20 protein-coding genes are annotated in these 24361 nt (G+C 69.2%); 19 read left to right on the top strand and 1 reads right to left on the bottom strand.

Features of this window, described 5'->3' with window-relative positions; genetic code table 11:
* Positions 1-288: 288 nt before the first annotated feature.
* The 15 genes from rho to SJY14_RS10965 all read left to right on the top strand — a co-directional run bounded on the left by rho (position 289) and on the right by SJY14_RS10965 (position 14800).
* Positions 289-2568, top strand: a complete 2280-nt coding sequence (rho, locus tag SJY14_RS11035; protein WP_396598919.1) for a transcription termination factor Rho — start codon at positions 289-291, stop codon at positions 2566-2568.
* A 2-nt stretch (positions 2569-2570) separates the two neighbouring features.
* Positions 2571-3653, top strand: a complete 1083-nt coding sequence (prfA, locus tag SJY14_RS11030) for a peptide chain release factor 1 (protein ID WP_071253933.1) — start codon at positions 2571-2573, stop codon at positions 3651-3653.
* A complete protein-coding gene (gene prmC, locus SJY14_RS11025; protein ID WP_396598918.1) occupies positions 3650-4540 on the top strand; it encodes a peptide chain release factor N(5)-glutamine methyltransferase in 891 nt (296 codons plus the stop codon). The genes prfA and prmC overlap by 4 nt, the downstream gene beginning before the upstream one ends.
* Before the next feature lie 39 nt (positions 4541-4579).
* Entirely contained in the window at positions 4580-5257 is a 678-nt protein-coding gene (locus SJY14_RS11020; RefSeq protein WP_396598917.1) for an L-threonylcarbamoyladenylate synthase, read from the top strand.
* The gene (locus SJY14_RS11015) at positions 5254-6534 is read left to right on the top strand and encodes an MraY family glycosyltransferase (RefSeq protein WP_396598916.1); all 1281 of its coding nucleotides are present in this window, start codon (positions 5254-5256) and stop codon (positions 6532-6534) included. The genes SJY14_RS11020 and SJY14_RS11015 overlap by 4 nt, the downstream gene beginning before the upstream one ends.
* Positions 6531-6956: a hypothetical protein gene (locus SJY14_RS11010; protein ID WP_396598915.1), complete on the top strand. Its 426-nt coding sequence runs from the start codon at positions 6531-6533 to the stop codon at positions 6954-6956. Before SJY14_RS11015 ends, SJY14_RS11010 begins: the two co-directional genes overlap by 4 nt.
* Positions 6957-7138: 182 nt before the next feature.
* Positions 7139-7945 (top strand): F0F1 ATP synthase subunit A, encoded by an 807-nt coding sequence (atpB, locus tag SJY14_RS11005; RefSeq protein ID WP_043594504.1) that lies wholly within the window; start codon positions 7139-7141, stop codon positions 7943-7945.
* A 54-nt stretch (positions 7946-7999) separates the two neighbouring features.
* Complete coding sequence (gene atpE / locus SJY14_RS11000) at positions 8000-8233, top strand: ATP synthase F0 subunit C (RefSeq protein ID WP_043594505.1); 234 nt, start codon at positions 8000-8002, stop codon at positions 8231-8233.
* A gap of 20 nt (positions 8234-8253) precedes the next feature.
* The gene (locus SJY14_RS10995; protein WP_054145784.1) at positions 8254-8814 is read left to right on the top strand and encodes a F0F1 ATP synthase subunit B; all 561 of its coding nucleotides are present in this window, start codon (positions 8254-8256) and stop codon (positions 8812-8814) included.
* Between the two features lie 2 nt (positions 8815-8816).
* The gene (locus SJY14_RS10990) at positions 8817-9611 is read left to right on the top strand and encodes a F0F1 ATP synthase subunit delta (RefSeq protein WP_396598914.1); all 795 of its coding nucleotides are present in this window, start codon (positions 8817-8819) and stop codon (positions 9609-9611) included.
* A gap of 59 nt (positions 9612-9670) precedes the next feature.
* On the top strand, positions 9671-11308 hold the full coding sequence (gene atpA / locus SJY14_RS10985; RefSeq protein ID WP_055972164.1) for a F0F1 ATP synthase subunit alpha: 1638 nt from the start codon (positions 9671-9673) through the stop codon (positions 11306-11308).
* A 44-nt stretch (positions 11309-11352) separates the two neighbouring features.
* Positions 11353-12252 carry a F0F1 ATP synthase subunit gamma gene (locus tag SJY14_RS10980; RefSeq protein ID WP_043594511.1) on the top strand — a complete coding sequence of 300 codons (900 nt, stop codon included), beginning with the start codon at positions 11353-11355 and terminating at the stop codon, positions 12250-12252.
* Between the two features lie 41 nt (positions 12253-12293).
* On the top strand, positions 12294-13754 hold the full coding sequence (gene atpD, locus SJY14_RS10975) for a F0F1 ATP synthase subunit beta (RefSeq protein ID WP_043594513.1): 1461 nt from the start codon (positions 12294-12296) through the stop codon (positions 13752-13754).
* A 2-nt stretch (positions 13755-13756) separates the two neighbouring features.
* Positions 13757-14017: a F0F1 ATP synthase subunit epsilon gene (locus SJY14_RS10970; protein WP_043594515.1), complete on the top strand. Its 261-nt coding sequence runs from the start codon at positions 13757-13759 to the stop codon at positions 14015-14017.
* A gap of 27 nt (positions 14018-14044) precedes the next feature.
* Positions 14045-14800, top strand: coding sequence for a YaaA family protein (locus SJY14_RS10965; protein ID WP_396598913.1), 756 nt, complete (start codon positions 14045-14047; stop codon positions 14798-14800).
* Between the two features lie 33 nt (positions 14801-14833).
* Here SJY14_RS10965 and SJY14_RS10960 read toward each other — a convergent pair whose 3' ends face one another.
* Entirely contained in the window at positions 14834-15394 is a 561-nt protein-coding gene (locus SJY14_RS10960) for a methylated-DNA--[protein]-cysteine S-methyltransferase (protein ID WP_396598912.1), read from the bottom strand.
* A 189-nt stretch (positions 15395-15583) separates the two neighbouring features.
* On the opposite strand from SJY14_RS10960, the gene SJY14_RS10955 reads away from it, so the two are divergent.
* The 4 genes from SJY14_RS10955 (at position 15584) to SJY14_RS10940 (ending at position 24340) form a co-directional block, all read left to right on the top strand.
* A complete protein-coding gene (locus tag SJY14_RS10955; RefSeq protein ID WP_396598911.1) occupies positions 15584-16132 on the top strand; it encodes an FHA domain-containing protein in 549 nt (182 codons plus the stop codon).
* A complete protein-coding gene (locus tag SJY14_RS10950) occupies positions 16129-16926 on the top strand; it encodes a PP2C family protein-serine/threonine phosphatase (protein WP_396598910.1) in 798 nt (265 codons plus the stop codon). Before SJY14_RS10955 ends, SJY14_RS10950 begins: the two co-directional genes overlap by 4 nt.
* Positions 16927-17102: 176 nt before the next feature.
* Positions 17103-18524 carry a serine/threonine-protein kinase gene (locus tag SJY14_RS10945; RefSeq protein WP_071253911.1) on the top strand — a complete coding sequence of 474 codons (1422 nt, stop codon included), beginning with the start codon at positions 17103-17105 and terminating at the stop codon, positions 18522-18524.
* On the top strand, positions 18524-24340 hold the full coding sequence (locus SJY14_RS10940) for an Ig-like domain-containing protein (RefSeq protein WP_396598909.1): 5817 nt from the start codon (positions 18524-18526) through the stop codon (positions 24338-24340). The genes SJY14_RS10945 and SJY14_RS10940 overlap by 1 nt, the downstream gene beginning before the upstream one ends.
* The last annotated feature ends 21 nt before the right edge of the window (positions 24341-24361 follow it).

Raw genomic sequence — 24361 nt, 5'->3', positions numbered from 1 at the left:
TCGCCTCCGCCGTTCTTCGTGGGGGCTACCGCGTGGGGTCACAAGTCTTCGAGTCCCCGGGTCGCACATCCCGTAGTGCACATCTAGCAGTGTTCGTCTGCCGATCTGGTCGGCGGGCACCGCACCTCCCAGGCCTCCTGCCCATCCCGGGCAGCTGCTCGTTCAGGGCAGAGCCGGCACAGGGTCGCCCCCTCGGGGCGAACCCGCTCAGTGCAGGTCCGAGGCCACGAGGTGTGACCAGCTCTGCCCCGCCGATCAACGCGGGGGAGCGAAAGGAACCCATCACTCGTGACTGACGTCCAGAACGGCGCCGCTGCGCCGTCCACGCCCGAACTCACCGCCATGCGCCTGCCCCAGCTGCAGGCCCTCGCCTCGTCGCTGGGCATCAGCGGCATCTCGAAGCTGCGCAAGGGCGACCTCGTCGCCGCCATCGCGGCGAAGCAGGGCGAGGGGGCCGCCGTCGAGGTCGCCCCCCAGCCGACGCTCGACGGGGTCGTCGACGCCGGCGTCCCGGCCTCGGTCGAGACCGCTGTCGCCGAGGGCGCCGAGGCTCCCGTGGTCGAGGCCGCCACCGAGCCCGCCGAGGCACCGACCCGCGCCCGCCGCGGCTCGCGTCGGGCCACGTCCGCGGCCGGGGCTCCCGAGTCCCGTGCCGCCGGCGAGCACGTCAACGCCGGCGAGACCGGTGTCACTCCTCTCGTCGAGGTTCCCGCCACCGAAGCCGCCACCGTCGAGGCCCCCGCCGCCGAGCAGTCCCCGACCGAACAGGCTCCGACCGAGCCGGTCGCCGCCTCCGAGCGCCCGTCCCGCCGTCGTGGCTCGCGCCGCGCCTCCGACGCGTCCGTCGCCGCCGACGCGGCGCAGCCCGGTGCGTCCGTCGAGACCCCGGCCGCCGACGAGTCGGCGTCCACCGAGACGGCTCCGACCGCGTCCACCGACGAGGTCGGCTCCGACCCGCAGGGCCAGACCGACCAGCAGGCGTCCGACCCGGCCCAGTCCGAGCAGCAGAACGGCGACCAGCAGAACGGTGGCCAGCAGGGTGGTGGCCGTCGGAGCCGCAACCGCAACCGTGGCAAGGGCGGTCAGCAGCAGGCCCAGGCCGACCAGAACGGTGGCCAGCAGAACGGCGCCCAGAAGGTCGACGCCCCGCAGAACGGCCAGCAGCGCGGCGACCAGCAGCAGAACGGTCAGCAGCGCAGCGAGCAGCAGCGCGCCGACCAGCAGGCCCAGCGCGAGGCCGGCGAGAAGAACGACGCCGCCCGCGGTGAGCAGTCCGGCAACGGTCCCCAGTCCGGCGGTCAGAACGACGAGGGCGGCCGACAGGGCCGTGGCCGTCAGCGTGACCGCAAGCGTGGGCGTGGTGGTCAGAACGACGACGTCGAGCCCGAGATCGGCGAGGACGACGTCCTCATCCCCGTCGCGGGCATCCTCGACGTCCTCGAGAACTACGCCTTCGTGCGCACCACGGGCTACCTGCCCGGTGCGAGCGACGTCTACGTCTCGCTGGGCCAGGTCAAGAAGTACCACCTGCGCAAGGGCGACGCGGTCGTCGGTGCCATCCGTCAGCCCCGCGAGGGCGACCAGGGCCAGGGGCGCCAGAAGTACAACGCGATCGTCCGGATCGACTCGATCAACGGCCAGCCCGTCGACGAGGCGGCCAAGCGCGTCGAGTTCAGCAAGCTGACCCCGCTCTACCCCCAGGAGCGCCTCCGTCTCGAGACCGAGCCCCAGAAGCTCTCGACCCGCATCATCGACCTCGTGTCGCCGATCGGCAAGGGGCAGCGCGGTCTCATCGTCTCGCCGCCGAAGGCGGGCAAGACCCTCGTGCTGCAGTCGATCGCCAACGCCATCGCGATCAACAACCCCGAGGTGCACCTCATGGTCGTGCTCGTCGACGAGCGCCCCGAAGAGGTCACCGACATGCAGCGCACGGTCAAGGGCGAGGTCATCGCCTCGACCTTCGACCGCCCCGCCGAAGACCACACCACGGTCGCCGAGCTGGCCATCGAGCGCGCCAAACGCCTCGTCGAGCTGGGCCACGACGTCGTCGTGCTGCTCGACTCGATCACGCGTCTCGGCCGTGCGTACAACCTGGCCGCACCCGCGTCGGGCCGCATCCTCTCGGGTGGCGTTGACTCGTCGGCCCTGTACCCGCCGAAGCGCTTCTTCGGCGCGGCGCGCAACATCGAGAACGGTGGCTCGTTGACCATCCTCGCGACCGCCCTCGTCGAGACCGGTTCGAAGATGGACGAGGTCATCTTCGAGGAGTTCAAGGGCACCGGCAACATGGAGCTCCGCCTGTCGCGCCACCTGGCCGACAAGCGCATCTTCCCCGCCGTCGACGTGAACGCCTCGGGCACGCGTCGTGAAGAGATGCTGCTCAGCCCCGACGAGGTCAAGATCACGTGGCGCCTGCGCCGGGCCCTGGCCGGACTCGACCAGCAGCAGGCCCTCGAGATCGTCCTGCGCAACCTGCGCGAGACGCAGTCGAACGTCGAGTTCCTCGTCCAGGTCCAGAAGTCGGTCCCCGCCTCGAACGGACACGACTCCGGCCACAAGGAGCACTGAGCGTGTTCGAGTCGGTGGCCGTGCTGCTGGCCGAGCACGACGACCTGCAGACGCAGCTCAGCGATCCCGCCGTCCACGCCGACGCCGCTCGCGCCAAGAAGATCAACCGCCGCTACGCCGAGCTCAGCCGCATCGTGGCTGCCCACTCGGCGTGGCAGCAGGCGGCTGAAGACCTCGAGGCCGCGCGCGAACTCGCGAAAGAGGACGAGGCGTTCGCCGACGAGGTGCCCGGCCTCGAGCAGGCGCTCGACGAGTCCCAGGAACGCTTGCGGCGCCTCCTGATCCCGCGCGACCCGGACGACGGGCGCGACGTGATCATGGAGATCAAGGGCGGCGAGGGCGGGGCCGAGAGCGCCCTGTTCGCGGCCGACCTGCTGCGCATGTACCTGCACTACGCCGAGTCGAAGGGCTGGAAGTCCGAGATGATCGCGAGCGACGACTCCGACCTCGGCGGCTACAAGAACGTGCAGGTCGCGCTCAAGTCGAACGCGTCCGACCCCTCGCAGGGCGTCTGGGCGCACCTCAAGTACGAGGGCGGCGTGCACCGCGTGCAGCGGGTGCCGGCGACCGAGTCGCAGGGGCGGATCCACACCTCGACCACGGGCGTGCTCGTGTTCCCCGAGGTGGACGAGCCCGAAGAGGTCGACATCAACCAGAACGACCTCAAGATCGACGTCTACCGGTCGAGCGGCCCCGGCGGCCAGTCGGTCAACACGACCGACTCCGCCGTCCGCATCACCCACCTGCCCACGGGCATCGTGGTCGCGATGCAGAACGAGAAGAGCCAGCTGCAGAACCGCGAGGCCGGCATGCGCGTCCTGCGTGCCCGCATCCTGGCCCGTCAGCAAGAAGAGCAGGCGGCCATCGCGTCGGACGCCCGCAAGAGCCAGATCCGGGGAATGGACCGGTCGGAGCGCATCCGCACCTACAACTTCCCCGAGAACCGCATCGCCGACCACCGCACCGGCTACAAGGCGTACAACCTCGACGCGGTCATGGACGGTGCGCTCGACCCCGTGGTCGAGTCGTGCATCCAGGCCGACGAAGAGGCACGTCTGGCAGAGATCGGCGACACCGCGTCGTGACCGACGCGATCGCCACGGCCTTCGACGGCGTGACGACGGTCGACGCGGCCCTCCGGGTCGCGTCGGCCGTCCTCGCCGACGCCGGGGTGCCGTCGCCCGACGTCGACGCCGAACTCCTGCTCGCGCACGTCACGGGCCTGGCCAGGGGAGTCGTCCGGGCGAAGGCCGTCACCGCGGCGTCGTTGACGACGGACGAGCAGGAGGCGCTGGTCGCCGTGATCACGCGCCGCGCCTCCCGCGAGCCCCTGCAGCACATCACGGGGCGGGCGTCCTTCCGACACCTCGAGCTGCACGTGGGGCCCGGCGTCTTCGTCCCGCGGCCCGAGACCGAAGGCGTCGCGCAACTGGCGATCGACGCCCTCCGCGCCGTGCCGGACGCGTCGCCCGTCGCCGTCGATCTCGGAACCGGCAGCGGAGCCCTCGCGTTGGCGATGGCCTCCGAGGTGCCGACGGCGACGGTCACCGCCGTCGAGCTGTCTCCCGAGGCGGCCGTGTGGACCCGTCGCAACATCGCCGCGGTGGGCGTCGACAACGTGCGCCTCGTCGAGGGCGACCTCGCCGACGCCCTTCCCGAACTCGACGGCACGGTCTCGGTCGTGGTGTCGAACCCGCCGTACGTGCCCGTCGGCATGGTCCCGCGCGACCCCGAGGTGCGCCTGCACGATCCCTCGCTCGCCCTGTACGGCGGCGAGGACGGCCTCGACCTCGTCCGGGCGTTGTCCCTCACCGCCCGACGGCTGCTGCGCCCCGGGGGAGCGCTCGTCATCGAGCACGGCGAGCTCCAAGGAGGCGCGATCCGCGACCTCCTGACGGCCGACGGATGGCGCTCCCCGGCCACGCATCCCGACCTCACCGGTCGCGACCGGGCCACGACCGCGGTGCGCTGACCGGCTTCTCCCGGTCCGTCGCACTATCATCGTCAGGTCATGGCCACTTTTCACGACTGCTCCGTCGACTCCGAACTGCTCGCCGGCATGCGCATGGCGCGCGGTGCCATCGGTCGAGGCGAGCTCGTCGTCCTGCCGACCGACACGGTCTACGGCGTCGCAGCCGACGCGTTCGACCCGACCGCCGTCCAACGCCTGCTCGATGCCAAGGGCCGTGGCCGTCAGTCGCCGCCTCCCGTGTTGATCAAGGGGCAAGAGACCCTCGCGGCGCTCACCGACCGGGTGCCCGAGGTCGTCCGCCCGCTGCTCGACGAGTTCTGGCCCGGCCCGCTCACGGTCATCTTCCGTGCGCAGGCGTCGCTCAGCTGGGACCTCGGCGAGACGCGCGGCACCGTCGCCCTGCGCGTGCCGAGCCACCGCATCGCCCTCGAGCTGCTCGAAGAGACCGGCCCGCTCGCGGTGTCGAGCGCCAACCTCACCGGCCGGCCGGCTGCCGAGTCGGCGGGCGACGCGCGTCGCATGCTCGGCGACTCGGTGTCGGTCTACCTCGACGACGGCCCCGCGGGCACGTCGTACGAACACCGGGCCGGCGCCAACACGGGGTCGACGATCGTCGACGCCACGGGGGGTGCCGACGGGGTGCTGCGCATCGTGCGGCACGGTGTCCTGTCCGACGCCGACATCATCCGCGTCGTCGGGGTCGACGCGCTCGCGTGAGGTACTACCTCCTCGCGCTGGCGATCTCGGCCGCGGTCAGCTTCGTGCTGTCCGTCGTCGTGTGGCGGGTGGGCCTCAAGTACCGCCTCTATCCCAAGATCCGTGAGCGTGACGTCCACCAGACGCCGACGCCACGACTCGGGGGCATCGCGATGTGGGCCGGCATCGTCGTCGCGTTGCTCGCGGCGTGGTTCGTCTTCCCGCTGATCTCGGGAGTCGACTACTTCCGACTCGTCTTCGCCGACGCGGGGCCTCCGTTGGCCATCATCGGCGCCGCCACGATCATCGTCGTCATCGGAGTCGTCGACGACCTGTACGACCTCGACTGGATGACCAAGCTGGCGGGTCAGATCATCGCCGCCGGCGTCCTCGCCTGGCAGGGCGTCCAGCTCGTCTCGCTGCCCATCGGGGGCAGCCTGGCCATCGGCTCGCCGTACATGTCCCTCGTGCTCACGGTCCTGACGATCGTCCTCGTGATGAACGCCGTCAACTTCATCGACGGTCTCGACGGCCTCGTGGCCGGGGTCGCCATCATCGCCAACGGTGTCTTCTTCGTCTACAGCTTCGTCATCTCGATCACGATCGGCCAGACCGAGTACTTCAACCTCGCGGCCCTGCTCTCGGCCGTGCTGATCGGAGCCTGCCTCGGCTTCCTGCCGTTGAACTGGCACCCGGCCAAGCTCTTCATGGGCGACGCGGGTGCGCTGCTCACCGGCCTCGTCATGGCGACGAGCGCGATCTCGGTCACCGGGCAGATCGATCCGGCCGGGATCTCCCGGACGGCCCTCCTGCCGGCCTTCATCCCGATCATCCTGCCCTTCGCGATCCTCGTCGTGCCGTTGCTCGACTTCGGCCTGGCCGTCCTCCGGCGACTGAGCGCCGGCAAGTCCCCGTTCACCGCCGATCGCAAGCACCTCCACCACCGTCTGCTCGACATGGGGCACTCCCACTTCCAAGCCGTCCTGATCTTCTACGCCTGGACGATCGTGGCGGCCGTGGGGGGCCTCATGTTCCTCTTCGTCAAGCCGACCTATCTGGTGGCCGTGTTCCTCGGCGTCGGGTTGGTCGCCTGCACCGCTGCCACGCTGTCGCCGCTCAGCCGCCGCAAGAAGGTGGAGATCGCCGTCCAGACGACCCGCACGGATGAACTCGCGACGACGGAGTCCGACCGGTTCGACCCGCTCGACGCCGCCGCGGACGTCCTCGATCCGCACGACACCGACACCGCGGCCAAGGCCGTGGTGCCCGAACTGACGAACCCGAAGGACCACCCATGAACGCCAGCTCGATCTTTACCCAGATCCTGAAGTACACGGGCCTGCTCGCCCTCGTCATCGCCGTGGTCGGAGGGGGGCTCGGCTACGTCTTCGCCGGCACCGACGGCCTGTGGAGCGCCCTCGTCGGGGTGGGGCTCGCGATCCTCTTCGCGGCGATCACGGCCGCGAGCATGCTGGTGGCGATCCGGTTCACGCTCGGAGCGTTCTTCGGCATCGTGATGGGGGCCTGGTTGCTCAAGCTGGTCATCTTCATCGTGTTGCTCGTCGTGCTGCGTGACCAGCCGTTCGTGAACGACGTGGTGCTCTTCCTGGCCCTCGTCGTCTCGATCATCGGCACGCTCGCGGTCGACGCCCTCGTGGTCGTCCGGGGGCGCCTGGCGTACGTCAGCGACGCCACGCTGCCCCCTGCTCCCCAGGACTGACGGCCATGCCTGCACACGGTGAAAATACCTCGACCGATTCGTGCAAGCAACCATTACCTTGATAGGGTTGGCAGCGTTCCCCGGCCGCGTCTCCAGCGTGCACGGATGACAAACCCCACCAATCGTCGCGACACTTCAGGGTGCTCGCCCCGACACAGGAGATAGCGCTGATAGCGAACGCTGTGAACCTGCTCTCCGCTGCCGAAGCCGGCCACGGGGACGGGGGATTCCACGCCCCGACTCTTGACGAGTTCTTCCCTCCCGCCATCTTCTTCGAGGGCACCCCCTTCGAGCTGAACCGCATCATGCTGGTCCGCCTCTTCGCGATCGCCGTCATGTTGCTGCTGTTCTGGCTGGCCCTGCGCAAGGGACGGCTCATCCCGTCCCGCGGGCAGAGCATCGCAGAGCTGGGCCTCGACTTCGTCCGCATCCAGATCGTCGAGGAGATCCTCGGCGAGAAGCTCGGACGCAAATACCTGCCGTTGCTGGCGGCGATGTTCTTCGGCATCTTCGCCATGAACATCACGGGCATCATCCCGGGTCTCAACATCGCGGGCACCTCGGTGATCGCCATGCCGCTGCTCCTGGCGGTCGTGGCTTACATCATGTTCATCTACGCGGGCTTCCGTGAGGCCGGCGGTGCGACGTTCCTGCGCAACGCCCTCTTCCCGCCCGGTGTGCCGTGGGTCATGTACATCCTGCTGACGCCCATCGAGTTCATCAACATCTTCATCGTGCGGCCGATCTCGCTGGCCCTCCGACTCCTCTTGAACATGATGGTCGGCCACCTCCTGCTGGTGCTCTGCTTCGCGGCGACGCACTTCTTCTTCTTCAGCATGAGCGGGGGCTTCATGGCCTTCGGCGCTCTCACCCTCATCGGTGGCTTCGTGATGACCATCGTCGAGATGGCCGTCGCCGTGCTGCAGGCCTACGTCTTCACGCTCCTCGCCTCGGTCTACATCCAACAGGCCGCGGCGAAAGAACACTAAATACAGACGACGCACGTCATCCGACGTGCATCGCCCAACCGGAAGGAAACACAAGTGGACACCACCACGATCCTCGCTGAGATCAACGGCAACATCGCGACCGTCGGCTACGGCCTCGCTGCGATCGGCCCCGGCATCGGTATCGGCATCGTCGCGGGCAAGACCGTCGAGGCCATGGCTCGCCAGCCCGAGCTGGCCGGCCGCCTGCAGGTCACGATGTTCCTCGGCATCGCGTTCACCGAGCTGCTGGGCTTCATCGGCCTCGCCGCCGGCTTCATCTTCTCCTGATCAGTTAGGACGACACACCGATGATCGAGACGATCCTCGCGGCCGAGGGTGGTGCGCCCGAAGGCGCCGCCATCTTCTTCCCCGCTGGTTACGACATCCTCTGGTCCTTGGTCGTCTTCGTGGTCATCGCCGCGTTCTTCGGGCTCTTCGCGATCCCCAAGTTCCGCAGGATCCTCGACGAGCGTGCCGAGCGCATCGAAGGCGGCATCAAGCACGCCGAGGCCGCACAGGCCGAGGCTGCCAAGGCCCTCGACGAATACAAGAAGCAGCTGGCCGACGCTCGTGCCGAGGCCGCCCGCATCCGTGAGGCTGCGCGCGCCGAGGGCAACGAGATCATCGCCGAGCTCAAGCAGCAGGCGCAGGCCGATGCCGACCGCATCACCGCCTCCGCCCACGCGCAGATCGAGGCCGAGCGTCAGGCCGCCGTGGCCTCGCTCCGGTCCGAAGTCGGCTCGTTGGCGATCGACCTCGCGTCGGGCGTCATCGGTGAGTCGCTCAGCGACGACGCCAAGGCCTCGGCCGTGGTCGACCGCTTCCTCGCCGACCTCGAGGCGGACGAGAACGCTAAGGCGGGCAACTGACGATGGGTTCCATGTCCCGAGAAGCACTCGGTTCGGCGCGGTCGGTCCTCTCCGACCTCGGCGGGTCGGTCGACCTGACGACGGGTGAGCAACTGCTCGACGCCGGCCGGGTCGTCGGCGGCTCCGTTCAGCTGCAGTCGTACCTCGCCGACCCCGCCGTCGACGTGGCGACCAAGAAGCAGCTGCTCGACCGGCTCTTCGGGTCGTTCTCCGAGTCGACGCGTGCGGTGCTCGTGTCGGTCGTCGGCAGCCGCTGGTCGTCGTCCGACGATCTGCTCGCCGGCATCGAAGAGGTCGCCTTCCGGGCGATCGCGTCGACCACCCCGGCCGACAGCAGCATCGAGAACGAGTTGTTCGCCTTCGACGCCGCCGTTCGCACGGACGCGCAGCTCGAACTGGCAATCGGCTCCAAGCTGGGCGACCCGGACGCGAAGGCGGCCCTGGTCCAGCGTCTCCTCGGAGGCAAGGCCAGCCCTCAGACGATCACCATCGCCATGCACCTGGTGCGCCAGCCTCGCGGTCGTCGCATCGGCGAGTTGTTGCGTCATGCGGCCGACGTCGTCGCCGACCAGTCCGACCAGCTCGTCGCCACCGTCACGAGTGCCGTCCGCCTCGACCAGGCCCACGTCACACGACTGCAGCACGGTTTGGCCAAGCAGTTCGGGCGTAGCCTGCGCATCAACCAGGTCATCGATTCCGCCGTCGTCGGCGGTCTCCGGGTCCAGGTGGGCGACGAGGTCATCGACGGCACCGTCGCGACCAAGCTCAGCCTGCTCCGCCTGCAGCTCGCCGGCTAGTCACGCTCTCACACACAGACTCGAGGCCTCCCGAAGCCTCGCTACGAATAGGAATCACAATGGCAGACATCAAGATCAGCCCGGATGAGATTCGCGACGCGCTGAAGGACTTCGTCTCGTCGTACGACCCTTCGAAGGCATCGACCACCGAGGTCGGCCACGTCACGGACGCAGCTGACGGCATCGCCCACGTCGAGGGGCTCCCCGGCGTCATGGCCAACGAGCTCATCCGCTTCGCGGACGGCACGCAGGGCCTGGCCCAGAACCTCGACGAGGACGAGATCGGCGCCATCGTGCTCGGCGAGTTCTCCGGCATCGAAGAAGGCATGGAGGTCACCCGCACGGGTGAGGTCCTGTCCGTCCCCGTCGGCGACGGCTACCTGGGTCGCGTCGTCGACCCGCTGGGTGCTCCCATCGACGGTCTCGGCGACATCGCCACCGAAGGTCGCCGCGCCCTCGAGCTCCAGGCTCCCGGCGTCATGCAGCGCAAGTCGGTCCACGAGCCCATGCAGACAGGCATCAAGGCGATCGACGCCATGATCCCCGTCGGACGTGGCCAGCGTCAGCTCATCATCGGCGACCGCCAGACCGGCAAGACGGCCATCGCGATCGACACGATCATCAACCAGAAGGCCAACTGGGAGTCCGGCGACGAGAACAAGCAGGTCCGCTGCATCTACGTCGCCATCGGCCAGAAGGGCTCGACGATCGCCTCGGTCAAGGGCGCCCTCGAAGAGGCCGGAGCAATGGAGTACACGACGATCGTCGCCGCTCCCGCCTCGGACCCCGCCGGCTTCAAGTACCTCGCCCCGTACACCGGTTCGGCCATCGGCCAGCACTGGATGTACAGCGGCAAGCACGTCCTCATCATCTTCGACGACCTGTCGAAGCAGGCCGAGGCCTACCGTGCCGTCTCGCTCCTCCTGCGCCGTCCGCCGGGACGCGAGGCCTACCCGGGTGACGTCTTCTACCTGCATTCGCGTCTGCTCGAGCGTTGCGCGAAGCTGTCCGACGAGCTGGGCGCCGGTTCCATGACGGGTCTGCCCATCATCGAGACCAAGGCCAACGACGTGTCGGCGTACATCCCGACCAACGTCATCTCGATCACCGACGGTCAGATCTTCCTGCAGTCGGACCTCTTCAACGCCAACCAGCGTCCCGCGGTCGACGTCGGCATCTCGGTGTCGCGCGTCGGTGGTGACGCCCAGGTCAAGTCGATCAAGAAGGTCTCGGGCACCCTGAAGCTCGAGCTCGCCCAGTACCGTTCGCTCGAGGCCTTCGCGATGTTCGCGTCCGACCTCGACGCGGCGAGCCGCCGTCAGCTCGCACGTGGTGCTCGCCTGACCGAGCTCCTCAAGCAGCCGCAGTACTCGCCGTACCCGGTTGAAGACCAGGTCGTCTCGATCTGGGCCGGTACCAACGGCAAGCTCGACGAGGTCCCCGTGCCCGACATCCTGCGCTTCGAGCGGGAACTGCTCGACTACATGGGTCGCAACACGTCCGTGTTGTCCGATCTCCGCGAGAAGAACGTCCTGACGGACGAGATCGTCGCAGCTCTCGAGAGCGGCATCGACTCGTTCAAGCAGGAGTTCCAGACCGGTGAGGGCAAGCCCCTCGCTTCGGTGGGGCGCGAAGAGTTCAAGGCCACCGACGCCGACGACGTCAACCAGGAGAAGATCGTCAAGACGAAGCGCTGACGCGCCCGTTCGACGTTCACGACTGACGAGACAACAGGAGAGTAATGGGAGCCCAACTCCGGGTCTACCGGCAGAGGATCCGCTCTGCGCAGACGACCAAGAAGGTCACTCGCGCGATGGAGCTCATCTCGGCCTCGCGCATCCAGAAGGCGCAAGCCCGGATGAAAGCCTCCGGGCCGTACTCGCGGGCGATCACGCGTGCGGTGTCGGCCGTGGCGACGTTCTCGGACGTCGACCACGTGCTGACCACCGAGCCCGAGACGGTCGAACGTGCCGCGATCGTCGTGTTCACGTCCGATCGCGGTCTCAACGGCGCGTTCAGCTCGAACACGTTGAAAGAGAGCGAGCAGCTCGCACAACTGCTGCGGAGCCAGGGCAAAGAGGTCGTCTACTACCTCGTGGGTCGCAAGGCCCAGGGGTACTTCGCCTTCCGACGTCGTGATGCCGAGCAGGTGTGGACCGGCAACACCGACCAGCCCGAGTTCGCCACGGCGAAAGAGATCGGCGACGCGGTCGTGTCCAAGTTCCTCACCGAGGCGGCCGAGGGCGGCGTGGACGAGATCCACATCGTCTACAACCGCTTCGTGAACATGGTCAGCCAGGTCCCCGAGGTCGTCCGTCTGCTTCCCCTCGAGGTCGTCGAGGGCATCGAAGAGCCCGGCGAGGACGAGGTCCTGCCGCTGTACGACTTCGAGCCCGATCCGACCGAGGTCCTCGACGCCTTGTTGCCGGTCTACATCGAGAGCCGCATCTTCAACGCCATGCTGCAGTCGGCCGCTTCCGAGCACGCCGCCCGTCAGAAGGCCATGAAGGCAGCCAGTGACAACGCCGACACCCTCATCCGCGACTTCACCCGCCTGGCCAACAACGCGCGCCAGGCCGAGATCACGCAGCAGATCTCCGAGATCGTGGGCGGCGCAGACGCCCTCGGGTCGGCCAAGTAGAGCTCTGCACCACAGCATCATCATCCGAAGAGAGAGAAGCCATGACTGACACCGCAACCGCACCGGTCGCGACCGAGTCGGCTCCCGGCGTCGGGCGCATCGCCCGGGTCACGGGCCCCGTCGTCGACATCGAGTTCCCGCACGATGCCATCCCCGGCGTCTACAACGCGCTGACCACCAAGATCACCATCGGTGACACGACCACGCAGATCACGCTCGAGGTCGCCCAGCACCTCGGTGACGACCTCGTCCGTGCCATCGCCCTCAAGCCCACCGACGGCATCGTCCGCGGGCAAGAGGTCATCGACACCGGCGCCCCCATCTCCGTGCCCGTCGGTGACGTCACCAAGGGCAAGGTCTTCAGCGTCACGGGCGAGATCCTCAACCTCGAGGGTGACGAGACCGTCGAGATCACGGAGCGTTGGCCGATCCACCGCAAGCCCCCGAAGTTCGACCAGCTCGAGTCGAAGACTCAGCTGTTCGAGACGGGCATCAAGTCCATCGACCTCCTGACGCCTTACGTGCAGGGTGGCAAGATCGGCCTCTTCGGTGGTGCGGGCGTCGGCAAGACCGTCCTCATCCAAGAGATGATCCAGCGTGTCGCCCAGGACCACGGTGGTGTGTCGGTGTTCGCCGGCGTCGGCGAGCGTACCCGCGAGGGCAACGACCTCATCGCCGAGATGGACGAGGCGGGCGTGTTCGACAAGACCGCCTTGGTCTTCGGCCAGATGGACGAGCCGCCGGGAACCCGTCTCCGCGTCGCGCTCTCGGCCCTCACCATGGCCGAGTACTTCCGTGACGTGCAGAAGCAGGACGTGCTGCTCTTCATCGACAACATCTTCCGCTTCACGCAGGCCGGTTCCGAGGTGTCGACCCTTCTCGGTCGCATGCCCTCGGCCGTGGGCTACCAGCCCAACCTCGCCGACGAGATGGGTGTCCTCCAGGAGCGCATCACCTCCACGCGTGGTCACTCGATCACCTCGCTGCAGGCGATCTACGTGCCGGCCGACGACTACACCGACCCGGCCCCCGCGACGACCTTCGCGCACCTCGACGCGACCACCGAGCTGTCGCGCGAGATCGCGTCGCAGGGTCTCTACCCCGCGATCGACCCGCTGACCTCGACCAGCCGCATCCTCGACCCCCGTTACCTGGGCCAGGCGCACTACGACACGGCCATCCGGGTCAAGGCCATCCTGCAGAAGAACAAAGAGTTGCAAGAGATCATCGCCATCCTCGGTGTCGACGAGCTGTCCGAAGAGGACAAGATCACGGTGTCGCGTGCCCGTCGCATCCAGCAGTTCCTCTCGCAGAACACCTACATGGCGAAGAAGTTCACCGGTGTCGAGGGTTCGACCGTCCCGCTGAAGGACACCATCGAGTCCTTCACCGCGATCGCCGACGGCGAGTTCGACCACGTCGCCACGCAGGCCTTCTTCAACGTCGGTTCCATCTCGGACGTCGAAGAGAAGTGGGCTCAGATCCAGAAGGAGAACGGCTGATCGTGGCTGCTCTCACTGTCAGCGTCGTCTCGGCCGACCACGAGGTGTGGTCGGGCGAGGCGTCGTCGATCGTCGCTCGCACCGCCGAGGGTGAGATCGGAATCCTTCCCGGTCACGAGCCGATCCTCGCCATCCTGGCCTCAGGCCAGGTCAGGGTCCGGTTGTCCGACGGCACCACCGTCGAGGCGACCGCCGACGACGGCTTCCTCTCCGTCGAGAACGACACCGTGACGGTCGTCGCGCGCAACGCGCAGCTCAACTGATCACAGTCGCCTGCACCACCGAGTTCCATGCTGTTCCTGCTGCCCCCGTCCGAGACCAAACTCGACGGGGGCAGCGTCGGTTCACGGCTCGACGTGGCGGCACTGTCGTTCGGTGAACTCGAGGACCCTCGCCGCGCCTCCTTGGCTCTGCTCGACGAGATGTCCGCGGATGCCTCGGCGGCCGCCGTCGCCCTCAAGCTCGGCCCCACCCAGGCTCACGAGGTCGAGCGCAACCAGCGGGTGACGGTGTCGCCCACGATGCCTGCCCTGGCGCGCTACACGGGTGTGCTCTTCGATCCCCTCGGCGTGGCAATGCTCGGTGACGACGCATGGAGCTGGGCCCACCGACACGTGGTGGTGCACTCGGCCCTGTTCGGGTTGCTGCGGGCCGGCGACGCGATCCCGGCCTACCGGCTGTCGCACGACTCCAAGGTGCCTCGGACGTCGTTGAAGAAGCTCTGGCGCGGGCCTGTGTCCGAGGTGCTGGCCGGCGTGGACGAACTCGTCGTCGACCTGCGATCGGAGGGATACGTCGGCCTCGGGCCGGCAGGTCCCCGTTCCACGTACGTCAGGGTCGTCTCGGACGCGGGCGACCGACGTCGGGCCCTGAACCACTTCAACAAGAAGAGCAAGGGGTTGTTCGTCCGGGCGCTCCTGTCGGATCGTCCCGACTTGTCCGACATCGACGACCTGACGCTCTGGGCCCGCGGTCGGGGCTTCGTGCTCGAGCCAGGGGACGAGACCGTCCTCGTGGCCGAATCGGTCCTCGAGGCCTCGGTCTGATCGTCGGCCGAACGACCTGTCGCCGTCTCCGGCTCAGTCGAGGGGCACTGGACCGTCTCGGAACGCGATGCCCTCGTGCCGGAGCAGCCACTTCTTCGTCTCGACCCCTGCACCGACGGTGTAGCCGGTGACGCCGCCCGTCCGACCGAGCACGCGGTGGCAGGGAACGAGCAAGGGAAGCGGGTTCGCCGCGACGGCTCCGCCGACGGCTCGTCCGGCCCGAGGGTTGCCGAAGGTCCCGCCGAGCCGCCCGTAGGTCGTGGCCCGTCCCCACTCGACCTCGAGCAGAGCGGACCAGACCGAGCGCTGGAAGCTCGAACCGACCAGGCGGAACGGCAGGTCGAAGCGGGTGCGCACCCCCTCGAAGTAGCCGTCGACCTGTCGTCGGGCGGCGTCGAGCAGACTGTCGGGCCGTTCGGGTTGATCGTCGTGGGGCAGCACGCCGTCGCGCTCGATCGCCAGGCCCTCGACGGCGAAGTGCCGGCTGACGATCTCGATGCGTCCGACGGGGGAGTCGAGCCGGACCAGACCCGGCGGTTCGTCGTCGCCGGCTCGGCCGGGCGGCAGCGGGGGCACGAGGACGAGGTCGGTCATGGCGTCACGCTAGGGCCGGGGTCCGGGCCCCATGAGGGTGCTCGGCGCCGATGTGCATCGATGGCATTCCGCGGAGCATGGGGAGGAGACGTCGTGCGGCGCCACGCCGACGGGGTGTGCGTCACGCCGCGCGCTAGCGTGGAGGTCGTGGTCGCCCATGCGCGCCACGGCCCCGGTGAGAGGAACGAGATGACCGCCGCACAGTCACCAGACCCGTGGCACGAACGCCACGGGATCGACGACACGGTCGTCGGCCGTCGCGCCCGCCCCTCGGGCGCCGTGGACGCAGAGGACACGGTCCTCCGGGTGGCCCCGCAGGGGACCCCGGCGACGGACCGGGAGCCGGAGACGTCCGTCCGTCCCGCACCGCGCCTCCACGGGGTGAGGGTCGCCGGACAGGACCTGCTGCTCGACGCGCCCGTCGTGGTGGGGCGCCGGCCCGCCGGGCCGCGCGTCGGGTCGGGGCCGGTCCCACGGCTGGTGACCGTCCCGTCCCCCCGCCACGAGGTCTCGGGCGCCCACGTCGACGTGCGCCAGCAAGGAGGCATCGTCGTGGTCACCGACCTGCGTTCGACGAACGGGACCCGGGTGACCGAGCCGGGACGCGTTCCGGTCGTTCTCCGGCAAGGCGAGTCGCTCGTCGCGCGTGCAGGCACGATAGTGGACGTAGGTGACGGGAACCTTCTCGAGATCCTGCCTCCCCAGCGCATCATCCCGACGAAAGAACCCCTCCTGTGACAGAGCTCGGCCGCCCCACGACCGCCCACGCCCTCGGCCCCGACGGCCCGGGGCTCACCTTCGACTGGGCAGGGGTGACCGACGTCGGTCGTCGCCGTGCCCACAACGAGGACAGCTACCTCGCCGAGGCCCCGCTCTTCGTGGTGGCGGACGGCATGGGCGGGCACAGCGCCGGCGACGTCGCCAGCGACGCGGTCGTGCGACGCATGAGCGAGATCGCGTCCCGGCCGTTCGCCACGACGGACGACGTCGAGACGGCCCTGCGCGTCGCGACCGAGGACATCGCCGTCGCGGCGGCCGACACCGAGCTCGGGGTCGGTACGACGGCCACCGGGGCGTTCCTCTCCCGCGAAGCAGACGGTGCCGAGGTCGACTTCACGGTCTTCAACGTGGGTGACTCGCGCGTGTACATGTTCGGGGACGGCCGTCTGCGCCAGGTCACCGTCGACCACTCCGTCGTCCAAGAGATGGTCGACGCCGGGCTCCTGCACGCGGACGACGCCGAGAAGCACCCCGACAGCAACGTCATCACCCGCGCGGTGGGGTTCGACGTCGACCCGCGACCGGACTACTGGCGGGTCCCCGCCCGACCCGGCCTGCGCCTCCTCGTCTGCTCGGACGGCCTCACCAAAGAACTTTCCGCGGACCGGATCGCCGAGGTGCTGGGCGGTGTCGAGGGTGCCGAGCCGGCGGCGACGGCCCTCGTCGAGGCCGCCGTCGAGGCGGGCGGGCGCGACAACGTGACGGCCCTCGTCGTGGACGTCCGGGGCGTCGAGACACCGGACGCCGACTAGGCGCGACACGCACCCGCGGACGGCCCGGCCCCCGAAGTGGGGGGACGCGGCCTGTCCACAGGGGGGCCCGCGGGCCTCTCGGGCGTCAGGGGCCCCCGCGTAGAATGGCTGCGGTCGGACCGACGCCGACCGGCTCCATCCAGCCGACCCGGCATCGATCCCCCAGAGGAGGCGACGTGGCTCGACGACTGCCTTCGGCGCCCCCCGTGCTGCCGGGCTTCTCGCACGTGCGCGTGCTGGGCTCGGGCGGCTTCGCCGACGTGTTCCTCTACGAACAGAACATGCCACGCCGGCAGGTCGCGGTGAAGGTCATGCTCAGCGAGGTCGTGAACGACCAGGTCCGGCAGATGTTCCAGGCCGAGGCCAACCTCATGGCCCAGCTCAGCGCCCACCCGTCGATCCTCACGGTGTTCCAGGCCAGCGTCTCGGCCGACGGCCGCCCCTACCTGGTGATGGAACTCTGCTCGTCGTCGCTGAGCGAACGGTACCGGCGCGACCGCATCCCCGTCGCGGACGTCCTCCGCATCGGCGTCAAGATCGGCAGCGCGGTCGAGACGGCCCACCGGCAGGGCGTGCTCCACCGCGACCTCAAACCGTCGAACATCCTCATGACGGCCTACGGCCATCCCGTGCTGTCCGACTTCGGCATCGCCGCGTCACTCAGCGAGAGCGAGCCGCAAGAGGTCGTCGGCATGTCGATCCCGTGGTCGGCGCCCGAGGTGTTGCTCGACGAGACGAACGGCACGATCGAGTCCGAGGTGTGGTCGCTCGGCGCGACGGTGTACTCGTTGCTCGCGGGTCGGAGCCCGTTCGAGGTCCTCGGCGGTGACAAGAACGGCGCCTCCGACCTGATCGGCCGCATCGACAAGGCCAAGCTCGTGCCCACCGGTCGGACGGACGTCCCGCCCACGCTCGAGAGACTGCTCGCGAGGTCCATGTCGCGTCGCCCCGAGAACCGCCAGGCCAGCGTCCTCGAGTTCGTGCGCGAGCTGCAGCAGGTCGAGAGCGAGATCGGCGTCGTGCAGACGCCCATCGAGGTGGCCGTCGACGACTGGGCCCTCGCGACCGTGGCAGACCTCGAGGACAAGACGCGCCTCCGAGGAGTGACCCCCGTGCAGGCCTCCCGGCGTCGTCGCCGACGTCGGGCGACCGAGGCCCAGGTCCAGGCGCAGCACGGCGGTTCGCTGCAACAGAGCCGCGCGGTTCCTCGCAGCACGGGAACGCGCCCGGCGCGACGTCGGTCCGTCCTCGTCATGACCTGGGCCCTCGTGGCGGTGTCCGTCGTGGGCATCGGCCTGGCGGCCGCGGCGACGCTCGTGCTCGTCCGCTCGACGTCCACCGACATCCCCCGTGTGGCCGACGTCGCGTCGTCGAGCGACGGGTCCTCGGTGGTCTTCACCTGGAGCGACCCGGGACTCCGGGCAGGTGACACCTACGTCATCTCGACCGGTGGGCAGACGAGCCAGCAGTCCGCCGACCGGTTCGTCGCCACCCCCGCCGACCCGGGTGACGAGGTCTGCATCACCGTCACCGTGAGCCGCGGTGGGTCGACCGGCCCGGCGAGCAACGAGAACTGCGCGACGGCGGGTCAGGGCTGATGGGACGGCTGCTCGGCTGGGCTGCCCGTCGCCGATCCGCCGTGGTCACCGGCGTCGGAGTGGTCGTGGTGGCCACGCTCGTGACGACGATCGCCGTGGCCAGCGACGGCTACGAGGCCCAGCGAGTGGACCTGTCCGACGGCACGGTCTGGGTGGCCAACGGAGAACGGTCCGCGATCGGCCGGGCCAACACCGACGTCCTGCAGCTGAACTCGGCCGTGCGCAGCACCGGTGCCGATCTCTCAGTCGTGCAGCGCGGGCAGGACGTCCTCCTTGTCGACCGCAGCAACGCGACGGTCGGCCTCGTCGACACCGCGACGGCAGAGGTCGCCGAGAGCGTCCCGCTGCCCCCGGAGTCACCCGACGTGTCGATCGCGGGCGACCGGGCGCTCGTCGTCTCGCAGGGCACGGGCGAGGTGTGGAGCCAACCGCTCTCCGACCTGTCCTCCTTCAGCAACGAGGTCGATCCCGACCTCAGCCTCGGCAAGGGGCTGGTCACCAGCGTCACGGCCGACGGCACCGTGGCCGCCTACTCGACCGACACCGGTCAGGTCTCGCTCTTCGACGGCACGGTGTCGCCCGACGTCACCGAGACGCACGACGTGCCGGCCTCGTCGACCGCCGGGTACCAGGTGGCCTCCGTGGGCGGCCACTGGGCCGTGCTCGACACCGTCACGGGGGCCCTGGTCGTCGACGGACGGCAGGTCGACCTGTCCGACCGGGCCTCGGGTGGGCTCGCCCTGCAGGCCGGGTCCGACACGGGTGACGAGGTGCTGGTCGCCACGTCCACCGGCCTCCTGTCCGTGTCGATCGACTCGTCCCGGGTCGCCGAGGTCGTCGGCGGACGCGAGGGCAAGCCCGCACGACCCGTGGTCGTCGGCGACTGCCGTTTCGCCGCCTGGGCGGGCGGTTCGGCGTGGAGCGACTGCGCATCGGCCCGCGGGGGAGTCCTCGACCTCGACCAGGTCGCCGGAGGCGCGGACCTCGTCTTCGACGTCAACGCACGCCGGGTCGTGCTGAACGATCCGGCGACGGGGCGGTCGTGGGCCGTCCAGCGTTCCGGCCAGCTGATCGACAACTGGTCCGACCTCTTCCAGGAGGACCGCGACCAGGAGGAGCAGCAGGAGAACGACGACGAGCAACCGCCCGAGCTCGATCTCGACCAGAAACCTCCGGTCGCCGTGGACGACGCGTTCGGTGCACGACCGGGTCGGGCGAGCACCGTGCCCGTCCTGCTCAACGACTACGACCCGAACGGCGACCCGCTCGTCATTGACGACGTGTCCGCTCTCGACGACTCCGTCGGCCGACTCGACCTCGTCAACGATCGGCAGCAGGTGCTGCTCACCCTCGCCGACTCGGCTTCGGGCACGTTCACGTTCGACTACACGATCTCCGACGGCCGGGGCGGCCAGGCGAGTGCGACGGTCGCCGTCACCGTTCGACAGCCGTCCGAGAACTCGCCGCCCCAGCAGGCGCGCAGGACGACCGCGTCGGTGTCGTCGTCGGGGCGCGTCACCACCTCGGTCCTGGGCGACTGGATCGACCCCGACGGCGACGCCTTCTACCTGACCTCGGCGGGTGGGGCGGCCGGGGTGTCGTACAAGCCGTCCGGGGACGTCGTCTACCAGGACGCCGGCGCGGGCGAGACGACCGTGGACGTCCCGTTGACGGTCTCGGACGGCCGTGACGAGGGGCGGGGGGCGCTCTCGATCGGCGTGATGGGGGCGGGTCAGGTGCCGCTCGAGGCCCTGCCGTTCTCACAACAGGCCTACGCGGGCCAGCAGCTGACCGTGCGACCGCTGACCTACGCACGGGGCGGTACGGGCACGATCAAGCTGAACAGCGTCCCGGCGAAGGACGGCGTCACCGTGACGCCGAACTACGAACAGGGCACGTTCCGGTTCCTCAGCGACGCACCGGGGACCCACCTCCTCGAGTACACGGTGACGGACGGCGACCAGACGGCGACCGGCACGGTCCGGGTGGACGTCCAGTCCCCTCCGGACGCGGGCACACCCCCGATCACGACGCCCAAGACGATCTTCGTCGAGACGCTGGGCACGCAGACCCTCGACGTCGTGGCGACCGATCGCGACCCGGCCAACAACGTCCTCATGCTCACGGCGACCGACGTCGTACCCGCCTCGTCCGGCATCAGGGTCGAGACACTCGACCAGCGCTACGCCCGCATCACGCTCGCGGCTCCGCTCGACGACGGGCCGGTCACCTTCGGCTACAGCGTCAGCAACGGCCTCGCCTCGGCCACCGGTACGGTGACGGTGGTCGAGATCCCGCGCCGGGCGATCACCCAGCCCCCGATCGCGACCGACGACCAGGTGACCGTCCGGGTGGGGGACTCGATCGACATCGACGTCCTCGCGAACGACGAACAGCCCGACGGCGACGAGCTGACGCTGGTGCCACGGCTCGAGAGCGACGTCCCGGCAGGCAGCGGGTTGCTATTCGCGTCGGGCAACCGTCTGCGGTACCTGGCCCCGTCCACCCCGGGCAACGTCACGGCGACCTACACCGTCGAGGGCCCGGACGGGCAGCGGGCGTCCGCCCAGGTCGCCATCGCGGTCCGTGAGGTCGACGCCGGCAGCAACGCGGCGCCCGCGCCCCAGTCGGTGACGGCGCGCGTCGTCGCCGGCGAGACGGTCCGCGTGGGCGTCCCCCTCGACGGGATCGATCCCGACGGCGACTCGGTCCAGCTGCTCGGCGTGGGGACGAACCCCGAGAAAGGCAGTGTGTCGACCGTCGGCACCGACTACGTCGAGTACCAGGCGAACACCAGCTCGGCGGGCACCGACAGCTTCACGTACACGGTCGTCGACGGGTTGGGTGCCCGGGCCACCGGCACGGTCCGCGTGGGCATCTCGACCCGCGCCGACGGGTCGCGCAACCCGATCGCGGTCGCGGACGCGGTGACGATGCGACCGGGGGGTTCCATCACGGTCCGGGTGCTCGACAACGACTCGGACCCCGACGGGGGCGCGTTGTCGGTCGACGCGGTCGAGGCGAACGGCGACGGCATCGTCGCCAAGGTCGTGTCGGGGACGATGGTGTCGGTGACGCCCCCCGAGACACCGGGCACGTACGGCCTCGTCTACACCGTATCGAACGAGCGCGGTGGCCAGAGCTCGACCTTCGTCACCGTGACGGTCGATCCGGACGCGCCCCTGAACTACCCCCTCGCCGACGACACGGTGCTCGGTCTCAGCGACATCGCCGGTCGGCAGACCGTGACGGTCAACCCGCTGACGAACGTGTTCTTCTCGGACGGCAGCACGTCCCAGCTCGACCTCGGACTGGCGCCGGGCTTCGGCTCGACCGCCGAGGTGACGCCGAACTCGCGCGTGACCGTCCGCATCACCGACTCGAGCCAGATCATCCCGTTCTCCGTCTCGAGGAAGGACGACCCCGGCATCCGCGCCTACGCCTTCATCGTCGTGCCCGGTTTCGACGACGCCCTCCCACAGATCGACCGGACCGTCCGCCCGATCACGGTCGAGAGCGAGAAGGCCGTCACGATCGACCTCGACCGCTACGTCATCTCCGCCGGTACCAACGGCGTCCGACTGACCGACCCCGGAACCGTCCGGGCGACGAACTCGAACGGTGACGATCTCGTCGTCGACGACACGACCCTTCGCTTCACCTCGGCCGACCTGTTCTCGGGCACGGCCTCGATCTCGTTCCAGGTGACCGACGGCCGCTCGGCCGACGACCCGGACGGACGGACCGCGTCGCTCGTGCTGCCCATCACGGTGACGTCGCGAGAGAACCAACCGCCCGTCTTCAACGGCACGTCGATCGACCTCGAACCGGGCCAGTCCCGCACGCTCGACCTCGCCAGGCTCACCACGTATCCCTATCCGGACGACGTCGACGAGCTCAGCTACTCGGTCGAGCAGAGCGGCGTGGCGGGCTTCGGCTACGACCTTTCGGGGTCGAAACTCACGGTGTCGGCAGACGCGGGCACCGCCAAGGGGACGAGCAGGTCGCTGCCCGTCGCCGTGAGCGACGCACTCAATCCTGGCCGGAGCGGTGCCGTCACCCTGTCGGTGGTGGGATCGACCCGACCGCTCGCCCAACCGGCGGCCGACCGTGCCGTCGTCAAGCGCGGGGCATCGACCACGGTCGACGTGCTGCAGAACGACCAGGCGACGAACCCCTTCCCCGGCCAGGCGCTCCGGGTGGTGGCGATCCGGGGACTGAACGGGTCGTCCGTCCCGGCAGGTGTCTCCATCACGCCGAGCGGTGACAACCGCAGTCTCGCCGTCTCGATCGCGGCCTCCACCGCCCCGGGCGACACGAACCTCCAGTACCAGGTGGCCGACGTCACGAACGACCCCGACCGCTACGTGTGGGGCACCGTCACGATCAGCGTGCAGGACGTTCCGAACGCCCCCAACGCACCGGTGCGATCGGGCACGTTCAAGGGGGGACAGCTCACCCTCAGCTACACGGCTCCCGCGGCCAACAACTCGCCGCTGACCGGCTACCGTCTGACCGGCACCGGCTCGGCCGGCGGTTCGTACGCCAAGGACTGCGGACTGGCCACCGTGTGCACCCTGACCGACCTCGACCCAGAGCAGACCTTCCGGTTCTCCGTCACCGCGGTCAACGGCATCGGCGAGTCGGCGGCCAGCGCTTCGAGCGACCCGTACAGCGCCGACTACGTGCCCGCGGCGCCGACCGGGGTGAGGGTCGTGCCGACCAGCACCGCCGGTGAGCTCCAGATCTCCTGGAACGCCGTTCCCAAGCCGAGCCCCGGCACCGCCGTCGTGGGCTACACGGTGGAGGGCACCGGCCAGAACGCACCTGCACGACGTGACACGACGTCGACGTCGACGGTCGTCGGCGGGCTCGTCCCGGGGCAGCCGTACACCTTCAGGGTCTTCGCCCGGAACGCCGCCCAGGTCACCAGCGACACCGACTGGGCGCGGAGCGACGCCGCGCAGGCCTCCGCCTTCGGTCCTCCCGGTCAGACGGCCCCGAGTGCCGTGGTGCAGGCCGACGGTTCGATCAGGGTCTCGTGGTCGGATGCGTCGCCGGCCGGGTCCTCACCTGTCAGCTACTCCCTCTGGCGAAGCGAAGGCAACGTCGCGGGTACGGACTGTTCCCCGTCTCGGACGCGACTCTCTTCGAACGCGTCCAGCCCCTCGGACGACAAGACGGCCGAGAACGGCAAGCGCTACACGTACTTTGTCTACGCGGACAACACCGTCTTCTGCTCCGCCTCGGCGACGTCCGTCTCCAGCCTGCCGGGGAAGGCACGAGGAACGGTCAGCGTCGCGAACAGCGGACAGGACCGGTTCGACGTGCGGGTGACGGATCTCTCCGTCGAGGGTGACGCCGACGGCGTCTTCTTCCAGGCGAAGTTCGGGGACAAGGACTGGGTGACCCCCTCGGCGGACGGTTACGTGACGTCACTCGCCGACTCGTCCGTCTACGGTCGCAACGCGTCGGTGGTCATCCGTGCGTGCCGGGCGACGAGTTGTTCCAACCAGAACTCGGATGCGAGCGCCGGTGTCACCCCGCTCCAGACCGTCGGGGAGATCACCTCGTGCCAGCCGGCGGGAAGGCTGAACACCAACGATCCTCGAAACAGCGGCGGCAGCACCTCCACCACGTTCGAGATCCAGTACAACGTGCCGATCCTCGGCATCACCAGCTGGCGGAACGCTTCGTCCGACGATCCGACGGCCGTTCCTGAGGGCGCTCAGCAGGCCCGGATCAGGGCGACGGTCGTCCCGGCGAGCGGCGATCCGCAGACTGCCGCGGGCTGGGTCACGGCAAACTGTGGCTGACGCCGCGACTCCCTCCTTCGA

It is taken from the genome of Frigoribacterium sp. R86507 (genome assembly GCF_044597695.1).
In the GTDB taxonomy this organism is placed as follows: domain Bacteria; phylum Actinomycetota; class Actinomycetes; order Actinomycetales; family Microbacteriaceae; genus Frigoribacterium.
The sequence above is the reverse complement of the archived record's forward strand: the minus strand, read 5'-3'. Positions and strand labels throughout refer to the sequence as shown.